Annotated in this window: 24 protein-coding genes and 1 pseudogene; 11 read left to right on the top strand and 14 right to left on the bottom strand. The window is 40.0% G+C overall.

The genetic code is table 11. The features are described from left to right. Window positions 1–10 precede the first annotated feature (10 nt). Window positions 11–673, bottom strand: a complete 663-nt coding sequence (locus AACS98_RS09015) for a class I SAM-dependent methyltransferase (RefSeq protein WP_066378558.1) — start codon at window positions 671–673, stop codon at window positions 11–13. 446 nt (window positions 674–1,119) lie between these two features. Between AACS98_RS09015 and AACS98_RS09010 the strand changes: the two genes are divergently transcribed. Together AACS98_RS09010 and AACS98_RS09005 are read left to right on the top strand one after the other, a co-directional pair. Next, complete coding sequence (locus tag AACS98_RS09010; protein ID WP_066378550.1) at window positions 1,120–1,977, top strand: SDR family oxidoreductase; 858 nt, start codon at window positions 1,120–1,122, stop codon at window positions 1,975–1,977. A 195-nt stretch (window positions 1,978–2,172) separates the two neighbouring features. Continuing rightward, window positions 2,173–2,430, top strand: coding sequence for a hypothetical protein (locus AACS98_RS09005; RefSeq protein ID WP_066378548.1), 258 nt, complete (start codon window positions 2,173–2,175; stop codon window positions 2,428–2,430). Here AACS98_RS09005 and mgtE read toward each other — a convergent pair. Continuing rightward, window positions 2,419–3,819, bottom strand: coding sequence for a magnesium transporter (mgtE, locus tag AACS98_RS09000; RefSeq protein ID WP_066378546.1), 1,401 nt, complete (start codon window positions 3,817–3,819; stop codon window positions 2,419–2,421). The two genes, AACS98_RS09005 and mgtE, sit on opposite strands and share 12 nt — an antisense overlap. Window positions 3,820–4,378: 559 nt before the next feature. Between mgtE and AACS98_RS08995 the strand changes: the two genes are divergently transcribed. Together AACS98_RS08995 and AACS98_RS08990 are read left to right on the top strand one after the other, a co-directional pair. After that, entirely contained in the window at window positions 4,379–4,750 is a 372-nt protein-coding gene (locus tag AACS98_RS08995) for a four-helix bundle copper-binding protein (RefSeq protein WP_066378543.1), read from the top strand. 655 nt (window positions 4,751–5,405) lie between these two features. Continuing rightward, window positions 5,406–6,029 (top strand): hypothetical protein, encoded by a 624-nt coding sequence (locus AACS98_RS08990; RefSeq protein ID WP_066378541.1) that lies wholly within the window; start codon window positions 5,406–5,408, stop codon window positions 6,027–6,029. Between the two features lie 246 nt (window positions 6,030–6,275). Here the strand turns inward: AACS98_RS08990 and AACS98_RS08985 are convergent, their stop codons facing one another. The 6 genes and pseudogenes from AACS98_RS08985 to AACS98_RS23595 form a co-directional block, all read right to left on the bottom strand. After that, the gene (locus tag AACS98_RS08985; RefSeq protein WP_066378537.1) at window positions 6,276–7,826 is read right to left on the bottom strand and encodes a mercuric reductase; all 1,551 of its coding nucleotides are present in this window, start codon (window positions 7,824–7,826) and stop codon (window positions 6,276–6,278) included. 118 nt (window positions 7,827–7,944) lie between these two features. Further along, window positions 7,945–8,700, bottom strand: a complete 756-nt coding sequence (locus AACS98_RS08980) for a TVP38/TMEM64 family protein (protein WP_066378533.1) — start codon at window positions 8,698–8,700, stop codon at window positions 7,945–7,947. A gap of 87 nt (window positions 8,701–8,787) precedes the next feature. Then, a complete protein-coding gene (locus tag AACS98_RS08975) occupies window positions 8,788–9,540 on the bottom strand; it encodes a TVP38/TMEM64 family protein (RefSeq protein WP_066378530.1) in 753 nt (250 codons plus the stop codon). A gap of 179 nt (window positions 9,541–9,719) precedes the next feature. Continuing rightward, on the bottom strand, window positions 9,720–10,457 hold the full coding sequence (locus AACS98_RS08970) for a TIGR04283 family arsenosugar biosynthesis glycosyltransferase (protein ID WP_066378527.1): 738 nt from the start codon (window positions 10,455–10,457) through the stop codon (window positions 9,720–9,722). A gap of 235 nt (window positions 10,458–10,692) precedes the next feature. Beyond that, the gene (locus tag AACS98_RS08965) at window positions 10,693–11,067 is read right to left on the bottom strand and encodes a DUF4870 domain-containing protein (RefSeq protein WP_066378520.1); all 375 of its coding nucleotides are present in this window, start codon (window positions 11,065–11,067) and stop codon (window positions 10,693–10,695) included. A 224-nt stretch (window positions 11,068–11,291) separates the two neighbouring features. Next, window positions 11,292–11,387: pseudogene (locus AACS98_RS23595) on the bottom strand (PEP-CTERM sorting domain-containing protein); the annotation flags it as partial. A gap of 1,265 nt (window positions 11,388–12,652) precedes the next feature. Here AACS98_RS23595 and AACS98_RS08955 point away from each other — a divergent pair. Next, entirely contained in the window at window positions 12,653–12,913 is a 261-nt protein-coding gene (locus AACS98_RS08955; RefSeq protein ID WP_066378514.1) for a hypothetical protein, read from the top strand. An 84-nt stretch (window positions 12,914–12,997) separates the two neighbouring features. Here the strand turns inward: AACS98_RS08955 and AACS98_RS08950 are convergent, their stop codons facing one another. After that, the gene (locus tag AACS98_RS08950; RefSeq protein WP_066378511.1) at window positions 12,998–13,306 is read right to left on the bottom strand and encodes a hypothetical protein; all 309 of its coding nucleotides are present in this window, start codon (window positions 13,304–13,306) and stop codon (window positions 12,998–13,000) included. Between the two features lie 852 nt (window positions 13,307–14,158). Here AACS98_RS08950 and AACS98_RS08945 point away from each other — a divergent pair. Further along, a complete protein-coding gene (locus AACS98_RS08945; protein ID WP_066378507.1) occupies window positions 14,159–14,599 on the top strand; it encodes a response regulator in 441 nt (146 codons plus the stop codon). A gap of 79 nt (window positions 14,600–14,678) precedes the next feature. Here the strand turns inward: AACS98_RS08945 and AACS98_RS08940 are convergent, their stop codons facing one another. Both AACS98_RS08940 and AACS98_RS08935 read right to left on the bottom strand, forming a co-directional pair. Next, entirely contained in the window at window positions 14,679–15,050 is a 372-nt protein-coding gene (locus AACS98_RS08940) for a zinc ribbon domain-containing protein (RefSeq protein ID WP_066378666.1), read from the bottom strand. Window positions 15,051–15,294: 244 nt separating this feature from the next. Next, complete coding sequence (locus tag AACS98_RS08935) at window positions 15,295–15,600, bottom strand: TIGR03792 family protein (protein ID WP_066378504.1); 306 nt, start codon at window positions 15,598–15,600, stop codon at window positions 15,295–15,297. Between the two features lie 136 nt (window positions 15,601–15,736). Here AACS98_RS08935 and AACS98_RS08930 point away from each other — a divergent pair, with 136 nt between their 5' ends. The 3 genes from AACS98_RS08930 to AACS98_RS08920 all read left to right on the top strand — a co-directional run bounded on the left by AACS98_RS08930 (window position 15,737) and on the right by AACS98_RS08920 (window position 17,522). Next, a complete protein-coding gene (locus AACS98_RS08930; protein ID WP_066378503.1) occupies window positions 15,737–16,060 on the top strand; it encodes a phasin family protein in 324 nt (107 codons plus the stop codon). Window positions 16,061–16,139: 79 nt separating this feature from the next. Beyond that, window positions 16,140–16,664, top strand: a complete 525-nt coding sequence (locus tag AACS98_RS08925; protein ID WP_082803802.1) for an FKBP-type peptidyl-prolyl cis-trans isomerase — start codon at window positions 16,140–16,142, stop codon at window positions 16,662–16,664. A gap of 138 nt (window positions 16,665–16,802) precedes the next feature. Further along, window positions 16,803–17,522 (top strand): class I SAM-dependent methyltransferase, encoded by a 720-nt coding sequence (locus AACS98_RS08920; RefSeq protein WP_066378499.1) that lies wholly within the window; start codon window positions 16,803–16,805, stop codon window positions 17,520–17,522. A 9-nt stretch (window positions 17,523–17,531) separates the two neighbouring features. Here the strand turns inward: AACS98_RS08920 and dnaB are convergent, their stop codons facing one another. The 3 genes from dnaB to gloB form a co-directional block, all read right to left on the bottom strand. Further along, window positions 17,532–18,890: a replicative DNA helicase gene (gene dnaB, locus AACS98_RS08915; protein ID WP_066378495.1), complete on the bottom strand. Its 1,359-nt coding sequence runs from the start codon at window positions 18,888–18,890 to the stop codon at window positions 17,532–17,534. A 198-nt stretch (window positions 18,891–19,088) separates the two neighbouring features. Further along, on the bottom strand, window positions 19,089–19,547 hold the full coding sequence (gene rplI / locus AACS98_RS08910) for a 50S ribosomal protein L9 (RefSeq protein WP_066378664.1): 459 nt from the start codon (window positions 19,545–19,547) through the stop codon (window positions 19,089–19,091). Between the two features lie 258 nt (window positions 19,548–19,805). Then, a complete protein-coding gene (gene gloB / locus AACS98_RS08905) occupies window positions 19,806–20,579 on the bottom strand; it encodes a hydroxyacylglutathione hydrolase (RefSeq protein WP_066378494.1) in 774 nt (257 codons plus the stop codon). 415 nt (window positions 20,580–20,994) lie between these two features. Here gloB and AACS98_RS08900 point away from each other — a divergent pair, with 415 nt between their 5' ends. Both AACS98_RS08900 and AACS98_RS08895 read left to right on the top strand, forming a co-directional pair. Then, a complete protein-coding gene (locus AACS98_RS08900; RefSeq protein WP_066378492.1) occupies window positions 20,995–21,228 on the top strand; it encodes a hypothetical protein in 234 nt (77 codons plus the stop codon). Between the two features lie 449 nt (window positions 21,229–21,677). Beyond that, the gene (locus AACS98_RS08895; protein ID WP_066378489.1) at window positions 21,678–22,877 is read left to right on the top strand and encodes a glycosyltransferase family 4 protein; all 1,200 of its coding nucleotides are present in this window, start codon (window positions 21,678–21,680) and stop codon (window positions 22,875–22,877) included. The last annotated feature ends 4 nt before the right edge of the window (window positions 22,878–22,881 follow it).

Raw genomic sequence — 22,881 nt, 5'->3', positions numbered from 1 at the left:
AGGTGGAAGTTCAGTTTTTTAAGGCTAGGGTTAAGCCGTCTCCTATGGGTACTAGGCTGAGTGTGATTCTTTGGTCTTGTAGGAGTTTTGCATTAAAGGCGCGGATTTTTGTGGTACGGTTGTCTTGTGTTTGAGGGTCGGCTACTCTGCCTGACCAGAGAACGTTATCTATGGCTATTAGTCCACCTTGGCGGACTAATTTTAGCGATCGCTCGTAATAATGATCATAGTTGCTTTTGTCGGCATCGATGAAGGCAAAGTCAAAGGTTTCTGCTTCACCTGCTGCGAGTAATTTATCTAATGTCTCTAAGGCTGGGGCGATGTGTAAGTCAATTTTATCGCCTACTCCGGCTTGTTGCCAATAACGACGGGCGATCGCTGTATATTCTTCACTGTTATCACAGGCGATTATCTTACCTTCCGGGGGTAAGGCTAACGCCACGGCTAAGGCACTATAGCCTGTAAATACACCTATTTCTAAGGTTTTCTTTGCACCTAATAATTTGACTAGCAAGGCCATGAATTGCCCCTGTTCTGGTGCTATTTGCATCCTCCCCATCGGATGCTGGGCTGTTTCTTGCCGCAATTGCGCTAATATCTCCGGTTCTCGCAAGGAAACAGATAGTAAATATTCATACAGGTTTGTGTCTAGTCCCAGTGTTCGAGTTGACATTAATAGTAATCAAAAATCAATAAATACCTGGACAAAAATTTATTATAATCTGTCTTTCGATTGAAATAATTTTGATTTTCTTTCCATCTGCGGGGCGATAAATACCTGGGATTTGATAGGTAATTTTAAATCAGGTGAACGAACACAATCGTTCCTCAAACAGCAAGAGAGTTGTGTACTTGTTTTCCGTGTTCAGATTAGTGCATATAAACCTTAGTGTGTTGGATGTGAGGAGAATAATTAACGTTAGTCGTATGACTAATATCCGGGGTAAAACAGCCTAAACTTGCAGATGCAAGTGGGATTAAGAGAATAATTAAACCTTGGGTTGGCTTGCCAATCCAAGGTTTAATTTCTGTCAGATGAAAATTACATAATTCAGGTTTGTGACTGTTGTCTTGGCAACTTTCTGCTGTGTTAAGTTCCCTTTTGTTCGAGGTAATCTGATGCCAAAAAAACAAACATTACAGCCACCGCAAGAACAAGAATTGCCTGGTGTTGAATCTAAAATGCGACCAAAACCCAAGGCACAAGATGAGCAACATCGGGGTAGTGGTAAATTACAGGATAAAGTCGCCTTAATTACAGGTGGAGATAGTGGTATTGGTCGTGCTGTAGCGATCGCATTTGCCAAAGAAGGTGCAGATGTGGCGTTTGTTTATCTAGAAGAACACGGTGATGCGGAAGAAACTAAAAATTTAGTAGCAGAACATGGACGACGGGCATTATCGATAGCCGGTGATATTGCTGATGAAGCTTTTTGTCAGCGTGTTGTCAAACAAACAGTAGATGAGTTTGGTAAACTAGACATTCTCATCAATAATGCTGCTGAACAACACCCCCAACAAAGCATTGAAGATATTAGTCAAGAACAATTAGAGCGCACATTCCGCACTAATATCTTTTCAATGTTTTATTTTACTAAAGCAGCAATGAAACATTTAAAAGAAGGAAGTGCAATTATCAATACCACATCGGTCACAGCTTATAAAGGTAATCAGTATTTGCTAGATTACTCATCTACAAAAGGTGCAATTGTCGCCTTTACTCGTTCCTTATCACAAAATTTAATCGGCAAGGGAATTAGGGTAAATGCAGTTGCACCCGGCCCGATTTGGACACCTTTAATACCCGCGACTTTCCCAGCCGATCAAGTGGCAAATTTTGGCAAACAAGTACCCATGCAAAGAGCAGGACAACCAGAAGAAGTTGCTCCCAGCTACGTTTTCTTAGCTTCTGATGATGCTTCTTATATGTCCGGTCAAGTTTTACATCCCAATGGTGGCGAAATTGTCAATGGTTAATCAGTAACTCCACTAAAAAACGTCATACCCAAATCTCCGACTTCTTTGAGAAGTCGGGGATATATCCCTTAGTCATTTGCTGATGAATGATTTGAGTTTTGCATGATTGTGTCTATCAATGGGGGGATGATTGCAGACGAAACAATTGGTAATCTAGCTAAGGAAAAACATTTAAAAAGATAGCAACTAAAGTTTATGGCATCTCCAAAACCATTGCATGGCACAGATTTAGTAGATTGTGCTAGGGCTAATGCCAAGCAGGGAATCGAAACTGCTGCTTATCAATGTGGCTATGGTGATGATATCAATACATTTGCACGAGAACTGAAGCAAGCTTGTGAGCAAATGAATTTACAAGTTAAGGAACTCAGCCAACTAATTACTGACCAGGATATGATACTGAACTTGGGTACGGGAGATATCATCGCCCCAGACACATCATCAGAGCTGTAAAATTATCCGTGCTAAGTTGAAGTAGATTAAAACGCCCAGAACATCAACGGCTGTCGTGATAAATGGCGCAGACATCAACGCCGGATCTAAACGCAGCAACCGAAATAAAAATGGTAGTGCGGAACCAGAAACGGAAGCTAACACCGAAATAGCTACTAAACTGCTACCTACAGCGATCGCCACTTCTAATCTACCCTGCAAAAAGAAAGCCCAGACTGTGGCGATAGTACCTAACATACCACCTAACAAAGCACCAGCGATCGCTTCCCGGCCAATCACCTGCATCGCCCCAAGGGATCTAATTTCTTCAGTATTCATCCCCCGAATTACCACCGTTGAAGACTGTGCGCCCACATTACCGCCAGTACCCGTGAGTAACGGGATAAATGCCGTTAATGTCACCACTTTCGTTAAAATATCTTCTTGCGATTTAATAATTGTGCCTGTGACGGTATTAGTAATCAGCAACACGAATAACCACAATACCCGCTTGCGGGCTACTTGCAATAAATCCATCTGAAAATAATTATCGCCATCAGCCTGTACACCACCACCCACGGCGTAGATATCTTCAGTAGTTTCTTGTTGCAAAATATCAATCACATCATCAACGGTGACAATACCCACTAATCTGTCTTCTCTATCCACAACCGGCACAGCCAAAAAATCATACCGTTGAATTAATCTGGCTACTTCTTCTTGATCTGTATCGGTGTGAACCAGAATCACATCCCGTGTCATAATCTCGCCAATAATTTGCTCAGGCTGCGATGTCACCAGTTCCCGCAGCGAAACAATCCCCGTTAACCGTCTAGCTGCATCAGTCACGTAAAGATAATAAATCATCTCACTGGCATTAGCTAGTCGGCGCATCCTTTCTAGGGCTTGAGTGACTGTAAAGTTTTCTTTGAGCGCAATAAATTCTAAAGTCATTATCCGCCCAGCTGTACCAGCTTCATAACCCAAAAGTAAAGCTGTCGCTTGCCGTTCTACAGGACTAAGTTGTTCTAAGAGGCGATTGACGATTTTTGCAGGTAATTCATCAAATAACCTCGCTCGATCATCAGAAGACATTTGATCGACAATATCCCGGACTTCTTGACTTTTTAGTTCCTCAATCAGCCTTTCTTGCACGCTATAGTCCAGATATTCATAAACTTCAATCGCCTCACTTTTTGAAAGTAAGCGAAACGCCAAAGCGTGCATTGCTTCTGGTAAACCTTCAATCGCTTCCGCAATATCCGCAGGCTGCACAGGTACAAGAATCGCTTTCGCTCCTTGTAAGTCTCCAGCTTCTAATAGCATTCGCAGTTGAGTCCGCACTAAATCGCGCAATTCCCTACGTGACACATCCTGAAGGGCAGAGTTTAAATTGTTCGTCTCCGTCACTTTTCACTTTCCTCGACCAATGTGAACAAGGTTGCTGCCCTTAGTCTAAGGGATAGTGGCAGATGAGAGGTTAAACTTATGGTGATTTTTCCTACTTTAGATATGGTGTCTGGCAAAGTGGCTGATATCCTATGTTTCATGCCCAGCCTCATGAGGTTATATCTTGAGGACTTACGCAAGTGTGATCATGAAACTTTCTTGTAGGGTGCGTCAGCGCAGATAATATGGTAAAAATCAGCAGATTTTTGACATCTGACGCACCCTACTAAGGTGCCAGTTGCGTAAGTCCTGTCTTGTCAGGTGAAAAATTGATTATTCAGGGCGTAGGGAAGTTCTGAGCAGGGAAAAGAGAATTCTGCACAAATGCGGGGATGATAACTATTTAATCGAACATGATATTAATTTTTTATCTCTCTATTATGGAACATTGTTTCATACTCTTTTAGCAATATTTATTAATACAACTATAGTCAGACGCTCAGTTTTAACATAGCGTCTAAATTAAAGCCTATGAGGTGATTGAACTCGATCATAACAATTCATCAAAGAGGCTTTGAATATGGCTATACAACAATTAACCTTGCAAAAAGTTAACCAACAAAACCAAGAATGTATTCAAAACTGTTTAGACTGCTCTAATATTTGTTTAAATACTGCTACTGCCTACTGCACCACAAAAGGTGGTATGCACACAGAATCACAGCATCTACGATTAATGCTCGATTGCGCTGAGATTTGCCAAACCAGTGCTAATTTTATGTTACGTGGTTCTGACTTGGATGTGCGTACCTGTGCTGTTTGTGCTGAGGTGTGTGAACGATGCGCTCAGAATTGCGATCGCTTCGAGAATGATTCACAAATGAAGGCTTGCGCTGATATGTGTCGCCGTTGTGCTGAGTCTTGCCGCAGAATGTCTATGGCAAGGGCTTAATTTATCACCGACATTTTTATCGGTTAGATTATTACTACAGATGGATGTGCAATCATCAACCCACAGTTTAACTTAGATCCAGTTAAAAATAAACCTCTCCAATTTAATGTTTGAGAGGTTTATTTTATTAATATCCCAAAAAATTCATATAAATTAAATAATCATCCTATATCATTCATGGAAAAACATGATACTCGACTTCTGTGAGAGGTTGAGTATTTTTTAGTGAGCATTCAATAATACTGATTAAGATTTTTGTTCCTTATGTTACATTAAACCCAGCTAATTCAAATAAATATACTGCTATGCTATAGTATATATTGATAAACGTGATGTTTGTAATCATTACTTTGATTACTTCAACCTACTGCTGAGATACTCAATAATATCTAAATAAAAGTAGCTACGCAGTCATTAACCTAGTTAACTGTTGATGATAAGGTGATCACAGCATCAGTAAATCTACAAACATAGTCTGTAGCAAATACTGATTCTAAACTAATAATCTCTTGTGTAAATAAATCTCATCCTTTTGTCACTTACACTTTAGATAAAAACTCAGTTTTTACTACAATTTCAATTGTCCACTGACTCAAATGTAAATTAGTTTAGATTGTAGATTTGATGCAGCCAAATTTGAGAAATCAACACCTACATGAAAACAAAATCAAGTATGATTGTCATGGATACACCGAATAACAAATCAATTCCTTTGTCACCAAAATTAACAGAAGAAATCATGGAAGAACAGCGTATCCATGATGTACTACTTTTGTTAGAGAATTTATCATACAGAGAAGAAACAACAGTTAAGTTGATCATAGATTGTTTGTATGATGTAGGAGCTACTAACCTGATTAATCAAAAGTTTAATTCATACGCCATAAATGGGACAGTTAAGAAAGTTGCCAGATTTTCTAAGCCTGTATTCAGAATGATTGCTTGGCGATGGTTTAAGAAAAACTGTCCCCAACTAATTACGAATTGGCTGCATGATCAGGTGAGGTTTAAAAAAGCAATTCCAACACAGCCAGAAATAGTTGTAGAACAGGTACCAATTCAGCAAGATTTACCAATAATATTAGAAGATAAGAACAGAGAAGTTAAATATCTTCGTTCTCAAGTCAGATTATTAATTGCGATTTTTATCCTGGCAGTCACTTCATTTAGTGGTAGTTTTTTATGGCTCAATTATAGATTCGAGCAAGCCAACCTACAAACACTCGAACAACTACAAACTCAACTCAAAATCAAAGAGGCGAGTGTGAATAATCCTTAAACTTTGGGGTGTCGTACTCTCCACTAACCCAACCTACTGGACTGACACGACTAAAAGGATGCAAAAAAGTTGTAGGTTGGGGAGCCATCGCCGTTGACGGGTTTCCCGGCTTGGGGCGAATGGCGTTTGACGTAGGAAACCCAACACCAATATCTTAGTTGGGTTGCGCTACGCTTAACCCAACCTACATCTATTGCACTATTTTAGCTGTGTCAATCCACTACTTATCTGTGAGAAAAATCTCCATCAAGAAAACTTGGTCAAAAATGCCAAAAGTTTTTTTGTCTTGGGTGTTAGCAGTGTCCGACGATAAGCATCTGCGGCTTTTTTAATAGCTTCAGCTTGGGTGGGGTAGGGATGAATCACATTACTTAACTTATTTAAACCAATTTTATTAACTATTGCTGTCGTTACTTCTGAAATCATCTCACCTGCATGAGTCGCTACAATAGTTGCGCCGAGAATTTCATCAGTACCTTTTTTGTGATGAATTTTCAAAAATCCGACTTCTTCGGCATCTGCGATCGCTCGATCTACACTACTAAAAGGTATCTTAATTGTTTCCACATCAATCCCCATCTCCCTGGCTTGCTGTTCATACATCCCCACATGGGCAATCTCAGGATCAGTATATGTCACCCAAGGCATGACTAAACTACTCAATTGAGAACGTCCCAAACCAAAGGGAGAAAACAACGCATTCTTAATTACAATTCTCGCCGCCGAGTCAGCCGCATGGGTAAATTTCCAATTCATGCAGATATCACCCGCCGCATATATCTTGGGGTTGGTAGTTTGCAAGTAATCATTCACCTTGACACCGTGGCGTTTGTCATACTCTACCCCCACAGCTTCTAAATTTAATCCTTCCACATTCGGCGCACGTCCCGCACCTACTAAAATCTCATCTACCGTTACCGAATCTCGATGAGTATTGGAGGAAAAATACAACCGCTTTCCTTCGGTGACAGTCACCACTTCTTCTAACTTGCAATTCAGCACCAAGCGAATACCTTCTCGAATCAACGCTTGCTGTACAATTTCCGCCGCATCAGCATCTTCTTTATTGAGAACATGAGAACCGCTATGAAACAGCACCACCTCACAACCCAAACGCCGGAATGCTTGCGCCAATTCGCAACCAATAGGGCCACCACCTATCACCGCTAACCTTTCCGGGCGTTGAATTAAAGAAAAAACCGTTTCATTAGTCAAATAACCTACGTCTTCAATTCCTCTGATAGCTGGTGATTTCGCCCTTGCACCAGTAGCAATCACAGCTTTTTTAAACTTGAGAATTTTACCATCAACTTCTACAGTATCTTGACTAGCAAATCGACCGCTACCCAAGAAAACATCAACCCCCAGCGATGCAAAGCGTTCCGCCGAGTCATGATGACTAATTCCCGCCCGTACTCGCCGCATTCGCGCCATAACTGCGGAAAAATCCACATTAATCTGTTGTTTGGGAATATTTACCCCTAAATTTTGAGCATTCCAGATTTCACCCACCACCCGCGCCGACCGAATGATAGTTTTAGAAGGTACGCAACCGACATTTAAGCAATCTCCACCCATGAGATGCTTTTCAATTAACGCTACTTTCAAACCCAAACCCAAACCAGCCGCACCCGCCGCTACTACTAATCCCGCCGTACCAGCACCAATTACCACTAAGTCATAACAATCAGCCGGTTGAGGATTTACCCAATTTTTGGGATGGACATGAGCAATCAACTTCTGGTTATACTCATCTACTGGGCGAACAATCACTCTGTTGATTTCAGAATTGGACATCGGCGATATCTCCCTCAACAATTTAACTTTCAAAATTCCCAATTCAAAATCAGGACATTCCACCTCATGGTGTCAAGACTGGCGCATACAAGAGAGGACTAAAGTCCTCACTACGAACTTATAAAACTTCTTCTTCTAAAGCTTTGCGGGCGATACGGGTGACATAAATTGTCACGGCGACAGTGGCGAGAAAACCGATAATTCTAATTGTCCATTGTGCTGTGGGGTTGGTAGGTTGGCTGTCAGTCCCTATCATGGCGAGGTTTCCCGCCAGAGAACCAATATAAACGTACATGATAGTTCCGGGTATCATCCCTACTGAACCTATAAAGTAGTCTTTAAGTGTAACTCCTGTAATTCCAAAGGCGTAATTTAATAAGTTGAAGGGAAATATAGGGGATAGACGGGTTAACAGGACGATTTTTAAGCCTTCTCTACCAACTGCTTTGTCAATTGCGGCGAATTTTTTGTTATCTGCGATTTTCCGCGCTACCCAACCTCTGGCTAAATAACGTCCTACTAAAAATGCGGCTGTAGCTCCTAGGGTAGCACCGATGAATACGTAAACAGAACCCCAGCCGACACCAAAGACTACTCCAGCACCCAAGGTGAGAATTGAGCCGGGTAAAAAGGCGACGGTGGCAATAATATAAAGTAAGATAAATGCGATCGCTCCCCATGTGCCTATACTATTAATCCATTGCAAAGCATCACGTAAAATCGTCTGGGGATTAAAAGAATTGCTATTCGCTGATGCTTGCGCCCAGGCAAAATCTGTAGGGATGAAGTAGGCGATCGCTACTATCAAAAATGTTAGACTAACTAATCTAAAATTTCTGCTGTTAAATAGATTTCTGATAATTTGATTTTTCATTATTAAACGCAGATGGACGCAGATAAACGCAGATAAATTTATACTCAGGAGACTAGAAAAGGTTATATATTGCTACTGCTGGAAAAACTAAAATTTTTTTCTTTCCTTGTTTCCTACCTCCATGACGACAGTTTGAGCTAAAGCCTTTTGAGCAATCTTCGTGACATACACCGTCACACCTACAGTTGCCATTAATCCTAAGCCTTGGATGACCCATTGCATAATTTGGGTTTCTGGCGTAACCTGTTGATGATTAATATCCGCCATTGCCAAATTTGTGGCGAGAGAACCGATATAAACATACATCACAGTTCCCGGAATAATTCCTAAAGAACCTAATATATAATCTTTTAAAGATATCTGCGTCACTCCAAAAGCATAATTTAATAAATTGAAGGGAAAAATTGGAGAAAGGCGCGTTAACAGCACAATTTTCCATCCTTCTTTACCCACAGCTTGATCAATGGCTTGAAATTTCGGATGTTTAGCTATTTGTCGCGCTACCCAATCCCGTGTAAGATAGCGTCCGATGAGAAAAGCCAAAGTTGCACCAACTGTTGCGGCGATTAACACATAGACTGAACCCCAAAACACACCAAATAGACAACCACCTTTGAGTGTCAGCAGAGAACCGGGGATAAATAACAATGTAGCTAAATTGTAAATGATTATGTAGGCGATCGCCCCGAAAATTCCCAAACTCTCAACCCACAGCACTAATTGGTTGATAACTACTGAAAAGTTGAATTGTTTAGCAATAATTATCAGAATGACCACGATCAAACTTAACAGCAGTAGTTTGAGTTTGCTATTTAATCGCCGTTGATGCTTTGGAATCATGGGATTACCTAAGTTTTTACTGTTATTGTCCAGTATTTAGGGGTAATACTGATTTCCACAGTCAAAAAGCGCAATATTCCTGAAATTGCAGTTTTTTTAAAGACCTTTAACTAGAATATGCCAGTTTCATTAGCAACAGCTTAAATTTCAATTAATATTTATCCGTAATATTTTAAATTTTAAATTTTAAATTTTGAATTTTGAATTTTGAATTCCCCCGCAGGGGGTTGACGATACCATTGGCGAATTCGTTCTGGTTTGACTCCGAGTAAATAAGCAATAATCACGATTTGATTAATCAGCGTAGTTTTAAAGACTCCCTTTTTTATCCATCTCCGGGCAGAAGTAACAACGGGTACAGGAATTATAGTAATTTTCCCTATACGTTGTAAACGCCGTATTAGTTCAAAGTCTTCCATAATCGGAAGTTCCGGAAAACCGCCTATTTTTTCAAATATGGATTTAGTAATAAAAATTGCTTGGTCGCCGTAGGGCATTTGTAAAAGGCGCGATCGCCAGTTTACTCCTTTCTCGACCCAGCGCAACCCCCCTAAAGCCGCATCTATCCGCAACTCAAACGCACCTGCTACCACCTGCGGCTGTTGTAATGCGCTAGCAATCATCTCATCAAAACCCATTGGTAAGCGGGTATCTGCATGGAGAAACAGCAAAATTTCACCATTAGCTACCGTTGCACCTGCGTTCATCTGCACAGCACGACCAGGAGAAGATGAGATAACTTTTACACCTAATGATTGGGCTAGGGCGACAGTTTCATCCTGTGAGCCACCATCTACAACAATAATCTCTGTATTTATCCTGGGGTTAATCGTATTAATTACTGCTGTAATATTTGCAGCTTCGTTAAGTGTAGGGATGATCACAGAAATTGGCGGATGGTGAAGATTTTGACCCATAATGAAAGAAGAAGGGGATAGTAGGCGATCGCATCATAAAATAGAAAAGCGGCTTGATGACAATTGTTGTAGGGTGGGCATTCCTAACAACGTAAAACTAAATATTTTAGCAACTGGTAAGCAATGCCCACCTGACGCTAATTGAGAATAGTAGAAGATATCGCATCATAAATAAAAAAGGGATGATTTTCTAAATCCCTTTTCTACCAACAAATTTAATATTCAGTTTAAGTAATTAAAACACCCGAAAAATAAACGGATAACGGAACGGTTCATCAGGTTGGGTAAAACAGTGAACTAACGCCCAAATAGTTAAACCCCAGTGCAGTAAAAACCCAAAAGCCACCAAAGGGAAAAACAAAAGACCGCCCAGACCAAAGGTCAGCCAAGATATAATCCCAACAGGTACACCAATCACAGTTGCCCAGAACCAGACATTAAAGTGAAAATTAATCGATTCTTTGGCGTTACTTTTGACAACTGGATCATCAGAAACCAAGTTTATGGCAATGGGAACACCAATGGAAACTAACGCTGTACTAAAGAAAATCGCCCCATGACACAGACTTGATAGCAGTTTGCGCTTATCAGAATCGAATGTAACTTGCATCCTGGTGGCTCCTCAATTGACTTTATAGCTTCAATTTTAGAGGATACCGCAGAGATTTTGTGTTACTGTTTCCCGCACTCCAGCATTTTTCTGACTTTTCCTCGTGATCTGTAAGTTTTGTCTGCAACTAATCACGTTCAGAATATGAGGTTTACCGAACCCATAACTATGAAATAATCAAGAGTAGACCAAAGGTCTACCCTCAAAATAAAATGATGTGATCATTAAGCGTGGTGTTGTTTGCGTTTTAAGAGTGAACTTGCAGCAAAAGTACCAAATGCCAAAAGACCTAAGATAGAAGTAGGTTCAGGAACACTTTGAACAGTTCCTCTATATTTGATATCACCAATCCCAATACCATGATTACGCGGATTTATGGACGGATTGATGTCATCACCATCGGTGAAAACTAACTCAAAACCATCAATAGCACTAGCAAAGCTGACTAATACACTACCCTGATCTCCGTTCTCATTGTCCGACAGACTTCTAATACCATCTAGGGTGAAAGTATCGACTATCTGAACGGTGTTTTGAGCTAAAACTGGGGTAAAAATCGGGTTAACAACTTGGTTTCCCAACAATCCCTTAATAATTACTCTGTCTTGCCATGAGTTTCTACTAATGTCAATGTCATACAGCATGAATGAAACATCGGTGAGAGGGTTAGTAAAACCCTTAAAGCTAGTAGTCATAGTCATTGAGTTATTCCCCTTGATCAAACCCACTGCTTGTGCATCTATTTGTAAATGTAAACTTTTGTTATCTGCACCCTGACTACCATTAAGAGTGCTGCTAATAGCAGGAGTTATACTACCACCAAATCCCACAAAATTGATTTGTGAACCAAGCTCAAACTTCAAGTCAACCGTTCCTTCTCCGGCATTAAAGGTACGAATTTGACCCGAACTTGGGGCAGTCCATCCACTGGCTAGCTGATCCCAATCTATTAAAAATTGAGTATTATCCGCAACAGTTGCCCTGGCTACGGCTGGCATCAAAACTGCACCTGTTACAGCGATAAAACAACTAATGCGAGATAAAAAACGGTTATGAAACATATCAATAGTTATTTTTGATTTTTTTGCAGTAAGAGATTAGAGAATTGAGCTAACACGGATAATCGGAAAGATGCAGATATTAATACAGCAAATTTCCTCAGAGCTTGCAGTATGACGGTGACACAAGTTTTTATTAGTTAGCTTCACTTAATCTCATCATGTCATACCTCATGAAAAATAACTAGCAACTTATTTGTATCTTATTGTTTTCAGTGTAAATACAGAGAAAATCTTCAGACAATATTATTTAGTCATCTGAAAATCTAGAATCCTATTTTTAAAAGGCTTTGACGATGATCAAAGGCATCTTGATGTTAGCTAAAATAGAGATGTTGCTAATAGAAATTGTAAAATTAGTGTAAAGATATCTCTCGGTGGAGGTATCTCTTTTCTCCGTATTTAATAATTTGAAATTTTAAAAAATATATATTTATACGGTAACTTGCTGTTTCTCAACTAACATCAAATTATGTGCAACTGGTATTTTACCTGATATCAAACTTATTTAACAGAGGCAATTTACAATGGGTAGAATCAATCCCTACACACTGCAAATGCAGATTACTCGGATGTTTGAACAAGGACAATCATTCTTTGCTACGACCAAAGTGCAAGAATGGTTAAAAGAACGCAATCATAATCCATTAGACTATGAGATTATTTTCCATAAAAAACCTGCTCCCCCTGGTTCTCAAGAGGTGATGGTAGTAGAAATTGAATTGCGGCGTAAAGATGGACAACCTGTAGATCCTTGGTTGCAAGAACAAGCTAACCTTCATGCTTAATTTTCAGTTTCTAGTAGTAGGGGTTATATGCGTAGTTCCTCTCAGAGAAACTACGCATAGCTTGCTTACCCGCATCACAGTTTTTTACTTGTTTTGAATCTCACTCGCCATTTTAATATAATAATCCATCTTGGAACTTGGACGGCGACGTTCAGAGGTGGAAATGTTCGGTGTGGTATCTGGCTGGGTTTCCGTTGATTGTTTTTCTGAAGATTTCTTAATGCTTTTTGCTTCTTCAGAGTCTAAAAAATAACCAGGCTTATTTAATCCCAATAACCTGGAAAAAGCATTAAAAGCATTTCCAACTAAACCAAAAGTGTTTTTGATGCCAACAGATACAAAAGCCAGGACGCGAATTAAGGTATTTTGGATGATTTGAGTGAAACGAGCCATAGTAGTGGTTTTTTATATTTGTTTAGTTATTGTCGTATCAGTATCATGATTCTATATATAAGTTTTAAATGTCTCTATCGGTAGATGTGTTTTTATAGCTAACACTCATTTAATTGCCGAATCTATTACTTTCAATTAGCAATATCCTGCGAACAATTATTGTCAAAAAATAACTTAATAGACCAAAATCTAAACTTTTTATCTATACCCCTGCGTGAACCAACGCCAAATCAGCCTATGCCACTTTTTTCTTGTGCGTAATTGAGAAAGCAGACTCATGAATGTATACTGCTACAAATAAAGGTAAGAACCTCATCCAACATGAATTATTAGCAAAAATCGAAAATTGACAATGAACAAAAAACCCCGGCTATGAAACCGAGGTGATTGGGAGAAGTCCAAATGTTAGTGGAAGATATGGAAGATACCGATACCGAAGTCAGTTTGATATGAACTAAATTTACAAGAAACCTTTTTTTTGACGGCGTTGACAATTCAGTTGATAATTCCGCCTAGTCAACTGCAACAACCTTGCTGCTTTACGTAGTGATCAACAACTTGGTTGATTTTTGGTTTATTAGCTCAATATGTTGTCTTGTGTAAATAATTGTAACGAATTTGAAACAAATTCTGCAATAAAACTTGACATAGTAAATCAAATATATTTCATAATTAAATCTTATACTTCAGCCTAATAATGATTAAAGACTAGAGACTGAGAATTACTGTTAACTGATTTAAGTGGTATGGTAAGTGAGTTAACATATTCGTGTCAGACAGCTAGATATCAGCTAGCTTTGTATGATGACTTCCTCCGTAATTAAATAGGACAAATTAGGAGGCAACTATATCTTGGCAAATCATTCAGAAAGACTACATTCACAAAATGTTAAGCATCACTCTGATTTAGTAGTAGGCTTGCATATTCTGGTTGTAGATGATAATGATGACAGTCTGTTGTTAACTGCTTGTATTTTGGAAAGCTACGGTATTAAGGTATCAACAGCAACAACTGCCTTACAGGCTTTAGAGGCGATCGCTCAATTTCAATTCGATGGATTAATTTTTGACATTGCTATGCCGGATATAGACGGATATTCATTAATACGACAAGTCAGAGAAAATCAACTTTTAGCAGCGCGAACTGTTCCGGCGATCGCTCTGACGGCTTTAGGTTGCGAAGAAAGTTACAATCTGGCTTTGCAAGCTGGTTTTCAAAGCTACATGAATAAACCTATAGAACCGAATCTTTTGATAGCAGAACTGATGCAAGTCATGAATATTTCTGCCTGAGAAAATGGGAAAGAACAGGCATCATACAAATTAGTCATATCTGGCAAAAACTTACTACTTAATTATTCCCAAATTGCCGTCAAGATGTTGAAACAGCTATCAGCAAACAGATAAATAATAAACCCAGGATTAACAGCAAAGGCTGATGGCGTTTGAGCCAATTTTTGACAGTTTCTTGCCAACTACTAGCAGCACGCTGTTGTGCTAACTCAGATTCCCGTTCAGCAATATTTTGATAAAGGGTACACTCTTTTGCATAAGGACGTTGGGGAAAGTTGCAAGTATTATCAGCATGATAAGTACAACTGTCACACAGATACTCATTTTTGCTAGCACGGTGTAGCGGAATTCCGGGATGACCGTATGCTTTCAGTGCTGTGCGACAATAGGGACAAGTAAGAGCCTGACTGTCAATTATTTGGTGACAGTGGGGACAAGAGACAGTAGCCACAACTTCAACACAATTCAGGAAACATTCTGATTTTAGTACATTAAAGCAGGTGAGCAGGGACGCAGGGGACTTCCAGATAAAAAAAATATCTAAAGTGTAGGGTGCGTCAGTACGAGAAACCCTAGCTATAACAAGAAAATATTCATCCTGACGCACCCTACTAACAGTCGATTTGGATAATTTATGTTTTGGTGTTCCCTAATGACTAATAACTAAAGACTAATGACTATTAATTAGCGATCGCTCAATTTTGGTTAAGCTGGACTTGATACTCGTTTGACTCTACTAACTTATAACTATTTCCCAACGCTGCATTAAACTCTTGCTCTATCACCTCTAACTCGCTTGGGGGTATGGCTTGCCACTGCTCTTTAGTTGCCCAACGCATGATACATATAATTTCTGTAGAGTCATGGGGATTAATCCAGACTTCTTTACCCAAAAACCCTGGATACTTAGCCAAAGCTGTTGTCCAAATTTCTGCATCCTTCTCGATAAAACTGGCTTCCATGCCAGCAGCCACTTGAAACTTAAGAAATTCTATAATCAACTTCTTTCACCCTATGCCTTTGCCAATCTGCCAAAATAGAGTTGTAGGCTAGAATAACTACGCTTCCAGCATAGCTTGATTACACACACTCACAAGCTCAGGTCGGCTGGGTTGAAACAAGTAACGGGAAAAGAGTATGGATAGCAACAACTGGTTGCAGCAGTTAATGATGCTCGGTATTGGCACAACGTCTTTAGTGGCAGACAAACTCAAGCAAGTGAGTGATGAATTAGTCAAAGACGGTAAACTCAATCCTGAGCAAGCTAAGGCTGTAATGGATGACATTGTAGAACAGTTAAAGTCAGAGCAGGGAACTTGGGAAACCCAAATGCAAAGGCAAATGCGAAATATGATGCAAGATTTAGGAGTAGCGCGCCAGTCTGAGGTAGATGAACTACGGGGGAGAATTGACCGCTTAGAACGTCAAATACGCGATTTAGAAAATAAGCTTTGGCGTTAGGATATCCTTGTGATTTAAACTAAATTGTGTCCTGTTGGTAATGATCATTGCCAAACCACCCAAATAGGGAGGGCTAATTTTGAAAGCAATTTTACTCAGCGTGGGCTTAATGCTGGTCTGTGTTGTAGTTTTGGTACTGTCACAAATTGGCGGTAAGCAGGAATCTGCTGTAGCAGCTTCTTTAACCCAAACTCCAGCCGCACCCACAACTGTTACAGAAAACAATACCTTAATAGCGAGCAATATTATGGCTGATGCCTCCAACGTCGTTACTACCCCTTCCGGTTTGAAATATGTTGAACTAGAAGAAGGAACTGGTGCAACACCTGAACGTGGACAAACAGTAACAGTTCACTACACTGGTACTTTAGAAGATGGTAGTAAATTTGATAGTTCACGCGATCGCAATCGTCCCTTTAGCTTCACCATCGGCGTTGGACAGGTAATCAAAGGCTGGGATGAAGGACTTAGCACCATGAAAGTCGGTGGCCGTCGTCAATTAATCATCCCCTCAGAATTAGGTTATGGTGCGCGTGGTGCTGGTGGTGTGATTCCCCCCAACGCTACCCTACTATTTGACGTGGAATTACTTGACGTTAAATAAAAACTGGTGACTAGGGACAAATAAATTCAAAATACTCCTAGGTCGAAGCAAGCTACAAAAGTCAAAATTCAAAATTTTTGAATTTTGACTTGTTTGTTGCCCCATGCCCCATTTACTATGCCTAATCTCTAATTTAAAATGTCTAAAAATCCTGCTCAAAGTCGTCTGTTTTCTGCAAATGCTCACTCTGATCAATGGCAACAGAGGTTAGGACAGGTAGCATTACGCTTTAATAAACAGTATCAAAATCAATCTTTTGAACTGCCAGCAGAAGTTCAGGCGATGCCGATATTTCAAGAGTGGGCTTCGGGGTTGTTGACAGGGAGACTGGTTTCGCCGTTCTGGGAAATTGCTAAACCGCAAAAAAATCAGCATTGTTTAGACATTGGTTGCGGTGTCAGCTTTTTAATCTATCCTTGGCGAGATTGGCAAGCATTTTTTTATGGGCAAGAAATCAGTAATATAGCCAGAGATACGCTGAATGCTCGCGGTTCGCAGTTGAATTCTAAGCTGTTTAAAGGTGTGGAATTGGGCGCGGCGCATCAATTAAATTATGCTCCAGGGCAATTTGATTTAGCGATCGCTACAGGATTTAGCTGCTATTTTCCCCTAGAATACTGGAATATTGTCTTGGGCGAAGTCAAACGAGTCTTAAAACCCGGCGGACAATTTGTGTTTGATATCCTGAATTCCGCACAGCCTTTAGCAGAAGATTGGGCAGTTCTAGAAACTTATTTGGGTGCGGAAGTGTATCTAGAACCTGTCGCTGAATGGGAAAAAATAATTAAAGCTGCTGGTGGGAAGGTAGTGACACGGCAATCAGGAGAATTATTTGATTTGTATAAAGTGCGGTTTTAACCACAGAATTTAATAATTACCTGGTCTCGCTAAATTTTTAAACTTAGTAAATTGCGGATCAAATAATAGTTTAACAGTCCCAGTGGGGCCGTTGCGGTGCTTGGCGATAATCACCTCGGCAATACCGCGATCAGGACTATCAGGATTATAATAATCATCTCGATATAACATGATTACTAAATCCGCATCTTGTTCAATCGATCCCGATTCTCTTAAATCTGACAACATCGGACGCTTATTAGTGCGTGCTTCTACCCCACGACTTAGCTGTGAAAGTGCAACCACCGGGACGGATAACTCCCGCGCTAAACTTTTCAGAGAACGGGTGATTTTAGATAATTCTTGGACACGATTATCACCTGCACCTTCCATCAATTGCAGATAATCTATTAAAATTAAACCTAATTCTGTATTTTGTTCTGCTTGCAGTCGTCGTGCCTGACTACGCATTTCTGTAATAGTTATATTGGGAGTATCATCAATAAAAATTGGCATATCTTCAAGAATCTGAATGGCATGAGTTAATTGTTCCCATTGATTCTGACTAATGCGACCACTCCGCAAATAACTACTTTCAATTGCTGCTTCACTTGCTAATAAACGTTGTGCCAATTGTTCTCTAGACATTTCTAAGCTGAATATAGCTGTTGGTAGTCTTAAACTACTAGCTATGTAGTGAGCTATATTCATAGAAAAGCTGGTTTTTCCCATTGCCGGCCTGCCAGCAACTATAATTAGGTCAGAACGCTGAAAACCACCGTTAACCATTGAATCTAAATCATAAAATCCAGAGGATATGCCAGGTAAGGCGATACCTTGGTTACGTTCTTCAATATCTTGGAAGTTATTAATTAAAGCATCAGATATGTGGATTAATCCTGATTGGGGTTTTTCTTGGGTAACGCCAAATACTTTCTGTTCTGCTTTGTCGAGGACTACGGGTAACTCTGTTTCTGTCTCGTAACCGAGTTGAACAACTTCATTTCCGGCTTTGATTAATTGCCGTCGCAAGTATTTTTCTACAACTAACCCGGCTAAGGCATCTATGTTGACTGCGGAAACTGTACGGTCTAAAAGAGTTGCTAGTTTATTTCTACCACCTATTTTAGTGAGTAAGTCATGGTCAGCTAACCAACTGGTGACTGAGAGTAAGTCTGTGGGTTGCCCTTGTTGGTGTAGACGCAGTGCGGCTTGATAGATGTCTTTGTGCGCGCTAATGTAAAACATTTCCGGTTTGAGGCGATCGCTCACTCGATTAATCGCCTCTGGATCTAGTAAGATGCCTCCCAAAATTGCCTCTTCCGCCTCGATATTTTGGGGAGGTAGGCGATCGCTACCCAACGATGCAAAACTTAATTCTTCAGCCATAACCTATCCATTGGGGATTGGGGATTAGGGATTGGAGATTGGGGATTGGGAAAGAAGAATTGGGGCAGGTTGCAGGGATGCACAGGGGAGAGAACTTTCCCCGTTTCTCCCTGCTCAGAGATCCCTTGCCTCCTCTGCTTCAAGAGGCTCCCTCTGCTCCCCTGCTCAAGAGCTTCTTAACAGTCCCTAGTCCCTAGTTTAACTAGCCACTACTTGAATATTGATTTGCGCTGTGACTTCAGAGTGCAACTTAATATCTGCTTTGTAAGTACCCAACTTGCCAATATCTGGGATGCTAATACCACGACGATCTATTTCTTGGCCTGTCGCTGCTTGGATAGCATCAGCCACATCTTGAGTAGTGACAGTACCAAAAATCGCTTCGTTTTCACCAACTTGTTTGGCGATTGTCAAGTTGCCAACTTTTTCTAAAGCGGCTTTTTGTTCTTGTGCTTGTTGTTTGAGTTCTAATTGACGCTGCCTTTCGATTTCTCTACGGCGTTCTACTTGCTTGAGAATACCTGGAGTAACATGAGTTGCCAAGTTCTGAGGCAGTAAATAATTCCGAGCATAGCCAGGAGCTACATCCACTAAGTCGCCAGATTTTCCTAGTTTACTGACATCCTGAGTTAAAACTAATTGTACGCGTTTCGCCATGATTTTCTGTTTTTCCTGTAAAATCTCATTAACTTGGGTTGCAGCTGGATCATCTACATGAGTGTAGCTGTATCCCAAGCAGCTGTAACTATACCCCAAAGCTTACAGATCCTAGCGAAAGGTAGGGGGCGATCGCAACTATTATCTGCGAAAAAATCTAAAAATGGGGATTGGGGATTGGGGATTGGGTAGGCAAGGGAGCAGGGGAGCGGAAAAAGAAAAACTAATGACTAATGACTAATGACTAATGACTCGTAACTAAAACATATCCTTCATTCCCCGAATTCGCGCAAAGGTTTGCACTGGATCACTACTGTTAGCTGCTAATTGTAGTGCTGGTTGTTCCCAACGTAAAAAGGGATTGGTCAGCTTTTCTATCCCTAACAGTGACGGTACTGTAGCTTCTTGGCGACTGCGTTGTGTTTTCACTTCATAAATGCGTTTTTGTAGTTCGGTATTATTACCATCTACTGTCAGGGCAAACTGTAAATTTTTTAACGTGTATTCGTGGGCGCACCACACACGGGTATTATTTGGTAAAGACCTGAGTTTAGTTAAAGATTCCACCATTTGTGCAGGTGTTCCCTCAAATAAGCGACCACAACCACCAGCAAACAGGGTGTCACCACAAAATAATTCTCCTGGTTCGTCGGCTGTTTCCGGTGGAAAGTAGTAAGCAATATGAGCGCGGGTATGGCCAGGGACAAAGAAAACCTCAGCTACTCGATCAGCAAACTTGACGCGATCGCCTTGTTGCAAAAACACCTGTTGTCCTGGTATTCTCCCTTGATCTTCCGCACCACCATAAACTTTTACTTGCGGAAATTTTTGCATTAACTGCTGATTACCACCTACATGATCATGGTGGTGATGTGTATTAAAAATTGCCACTAATTCCGCATTTAATTGTGCCAGTTGCTTGAGAACTGGTTGAGACTCTGCCGGATCTACAACAGCCGCAATATTTTGTTTATGGTCATGTAGCAGGAATATATAGTTGTCTGAGAGTGCCTCAAGACGGATAATCTGCATTGGCTCTACTCCCTCACTGGATAACAGTTTATATTTATTAACGATTCTTTATCCCAGTAATTAATTAATTTCTTCACAAAAGCCATATCAACTACGGATATATTTTCTTGATTACAGCTTAACTCTTTATCAACGATCATAATACACAACCGTACTTACACTGAAAATGTACTCACACACAACAAAGAATATCTTGATTTATCAGTAAAACTGCTCTGGGAATAACTATAAATCCAAAGTTAAATTTGTTTTGTGCTTTTTAGCACCCCCAACCCCCAAGAAATTATGTACAAAAAAACACTACGTAGTATTTTTTAGTGAAAATTTTACATAGTTTTTCAATTGTTACATATATCTTCTTGTTCACTAAAGAAGCAAATTTCGCTATCAAACTTGGTCTTGAAAGAAAAAATATATGAGTAGTTACCAAAGCGACATCTACACTTACAGTGAGCATCCATCAGAGGTGCAAGTCAAGAAACTTGCGGATAAAATTTTACGCTCTGGTAAAATCAGTCCTCAAGACTACGAATTGTTTACCTCTACAGCTTTCAATAACGGTGATGACATAAGTGACGGCAAGCGTCGTCAAATTAATCGTATTTTTGACCAAATCCAAATGGGGCAACTTAAATTAGTCAACTGGTAATTCCAATGATGTTGATGCTGGTTGAGCCAGCATACACTTCAGTTAGAAACAAAGCTAACTCAAATATTCTCATGGATGAGGCTATTTTGATGACTATAGCCTTGACAGTCAAAAAAATATGATACAATTTACACAGATATTTAAAAATATCAGTATTATTACGGAGGATATATTTAATTAAAATTAACCAAACAACTTCATAATCCCTAACACAATCAACAAAAGTCAAAATTTAGAATTTAAAAAACTCTACCCAGGCAAAATAGAGTTTTAGATTACTGATATATAAGACTTGTTGTGCCTCAAGTTCGGCTTGGTTTTCCACAAATATTCATCCGTCAGTCACACACAATAAGCCAGATGAATTCTGACTTTTGATTGGCGAATTATAGACCAAAAAAATTAATCGCTATTGTAATTACATTAAACTATCACGGAAATATAAAATCGTGAAGCTACAGGAGAATAAATCCCAGTTGAAGATTTCCATAGTTGTCAGTGACTTATCCATTGCTGGTGCAGGAAGGTGGGGAGGTGGTTCTGTTCGTTCCTTTCTACTGGCTCAAGCACTACAGAAGCTGAACTATCAAGTCGAGATTTTAGGATTTGTTTTTGGTGAGACAGCAGCAGTATTTCCGCCATCTGCAATTCAGATAAATCAATTTATAGGTCATAAATACCCAAAATTTTTATTGTCGGCGGCTCAACTTTTAAAAAAACTGGATGGTGATATTATTTATGCGATGAGACCTAAACCCACAACTTTAGGTTTATCCTTATGGCACAAAATCAGAAAACATCGGCCTGTAATTTTAGATATCGATGATTGGGAACTCAGTTGGTATGGTGGCGAAAAGTGGCAGTATAACCCCTCTTTAAAGCAACTTTATCGAGACATTTTCAAACCGGATGCTGCGTTACGCAATCCCGATCATCCCCTATATTTAAAATTTGTGGAAGGGATGTCATCACAAGCTGATGCAATCACCATTCACACAAAGTTTTTACAAGAACGTTTCGGTGGGATTTATGTCCCCAATGGCAAAGATACTGATTTATTTAATCCTACACATTATGATGCAGAAACAAGTCGAGCCTATTATGGTTTGTCAGGCTACAAAATTTTAATGTTTCCCGGTGCGCCTAGACCATATAAAGGTGTAGAAGATGTGCTAATGGCGTTGGATATACTCAACGAACCTGACTTAAAACTGGTGATTGTGGGTGGTAGCCCTTACGATGACTATGATACTCAACTCACGGAAAAATGGGGGCGTTGGATTATCAAACTGCCAAAGTATCCGCCTACAGAAATGCCGAAAATTGTAGCGGCTGCACATCTGATTGTTGTTCCCCAAAGGAATACATCGGCGGCTTTAGCGCAATTCCCCTTGAAATTAACTGATGGTATGGCAATGGCAAAGCCAGTTTTGGCAACACGAGTTGGTGATATTCCCGAAATTGTCGGTAATACTGCTTACTTAGTAGAGCCTGCTTGCCCTGAACAAATGGCAACAGAAATTAAATTGATATTTCAAGATTTAGAAGCAGCTAACGAGCGAGGTCGTCAAGCTAGAATAAGATGTATAGAAAAATACAGTATAGATGCTATGGCTTCTACTTTACAATCAGTGATTACTAATTTGTAGATGT

The organism is Anabaena sp. CA = ATCC 33047 (genome assembly GCF_963870205.1).
In the GTDB taxonomy this organism is placed as follows: Bacteria; Cyanobacteriota; Cyanobacteriia; order Cyanobacteriales; family Nostocaceae; genus Trichormus.
Note: the sequence above shows the minus strand (reverse complement) of the source record. Positions and strands in the feature narration are given on the sequence as shown.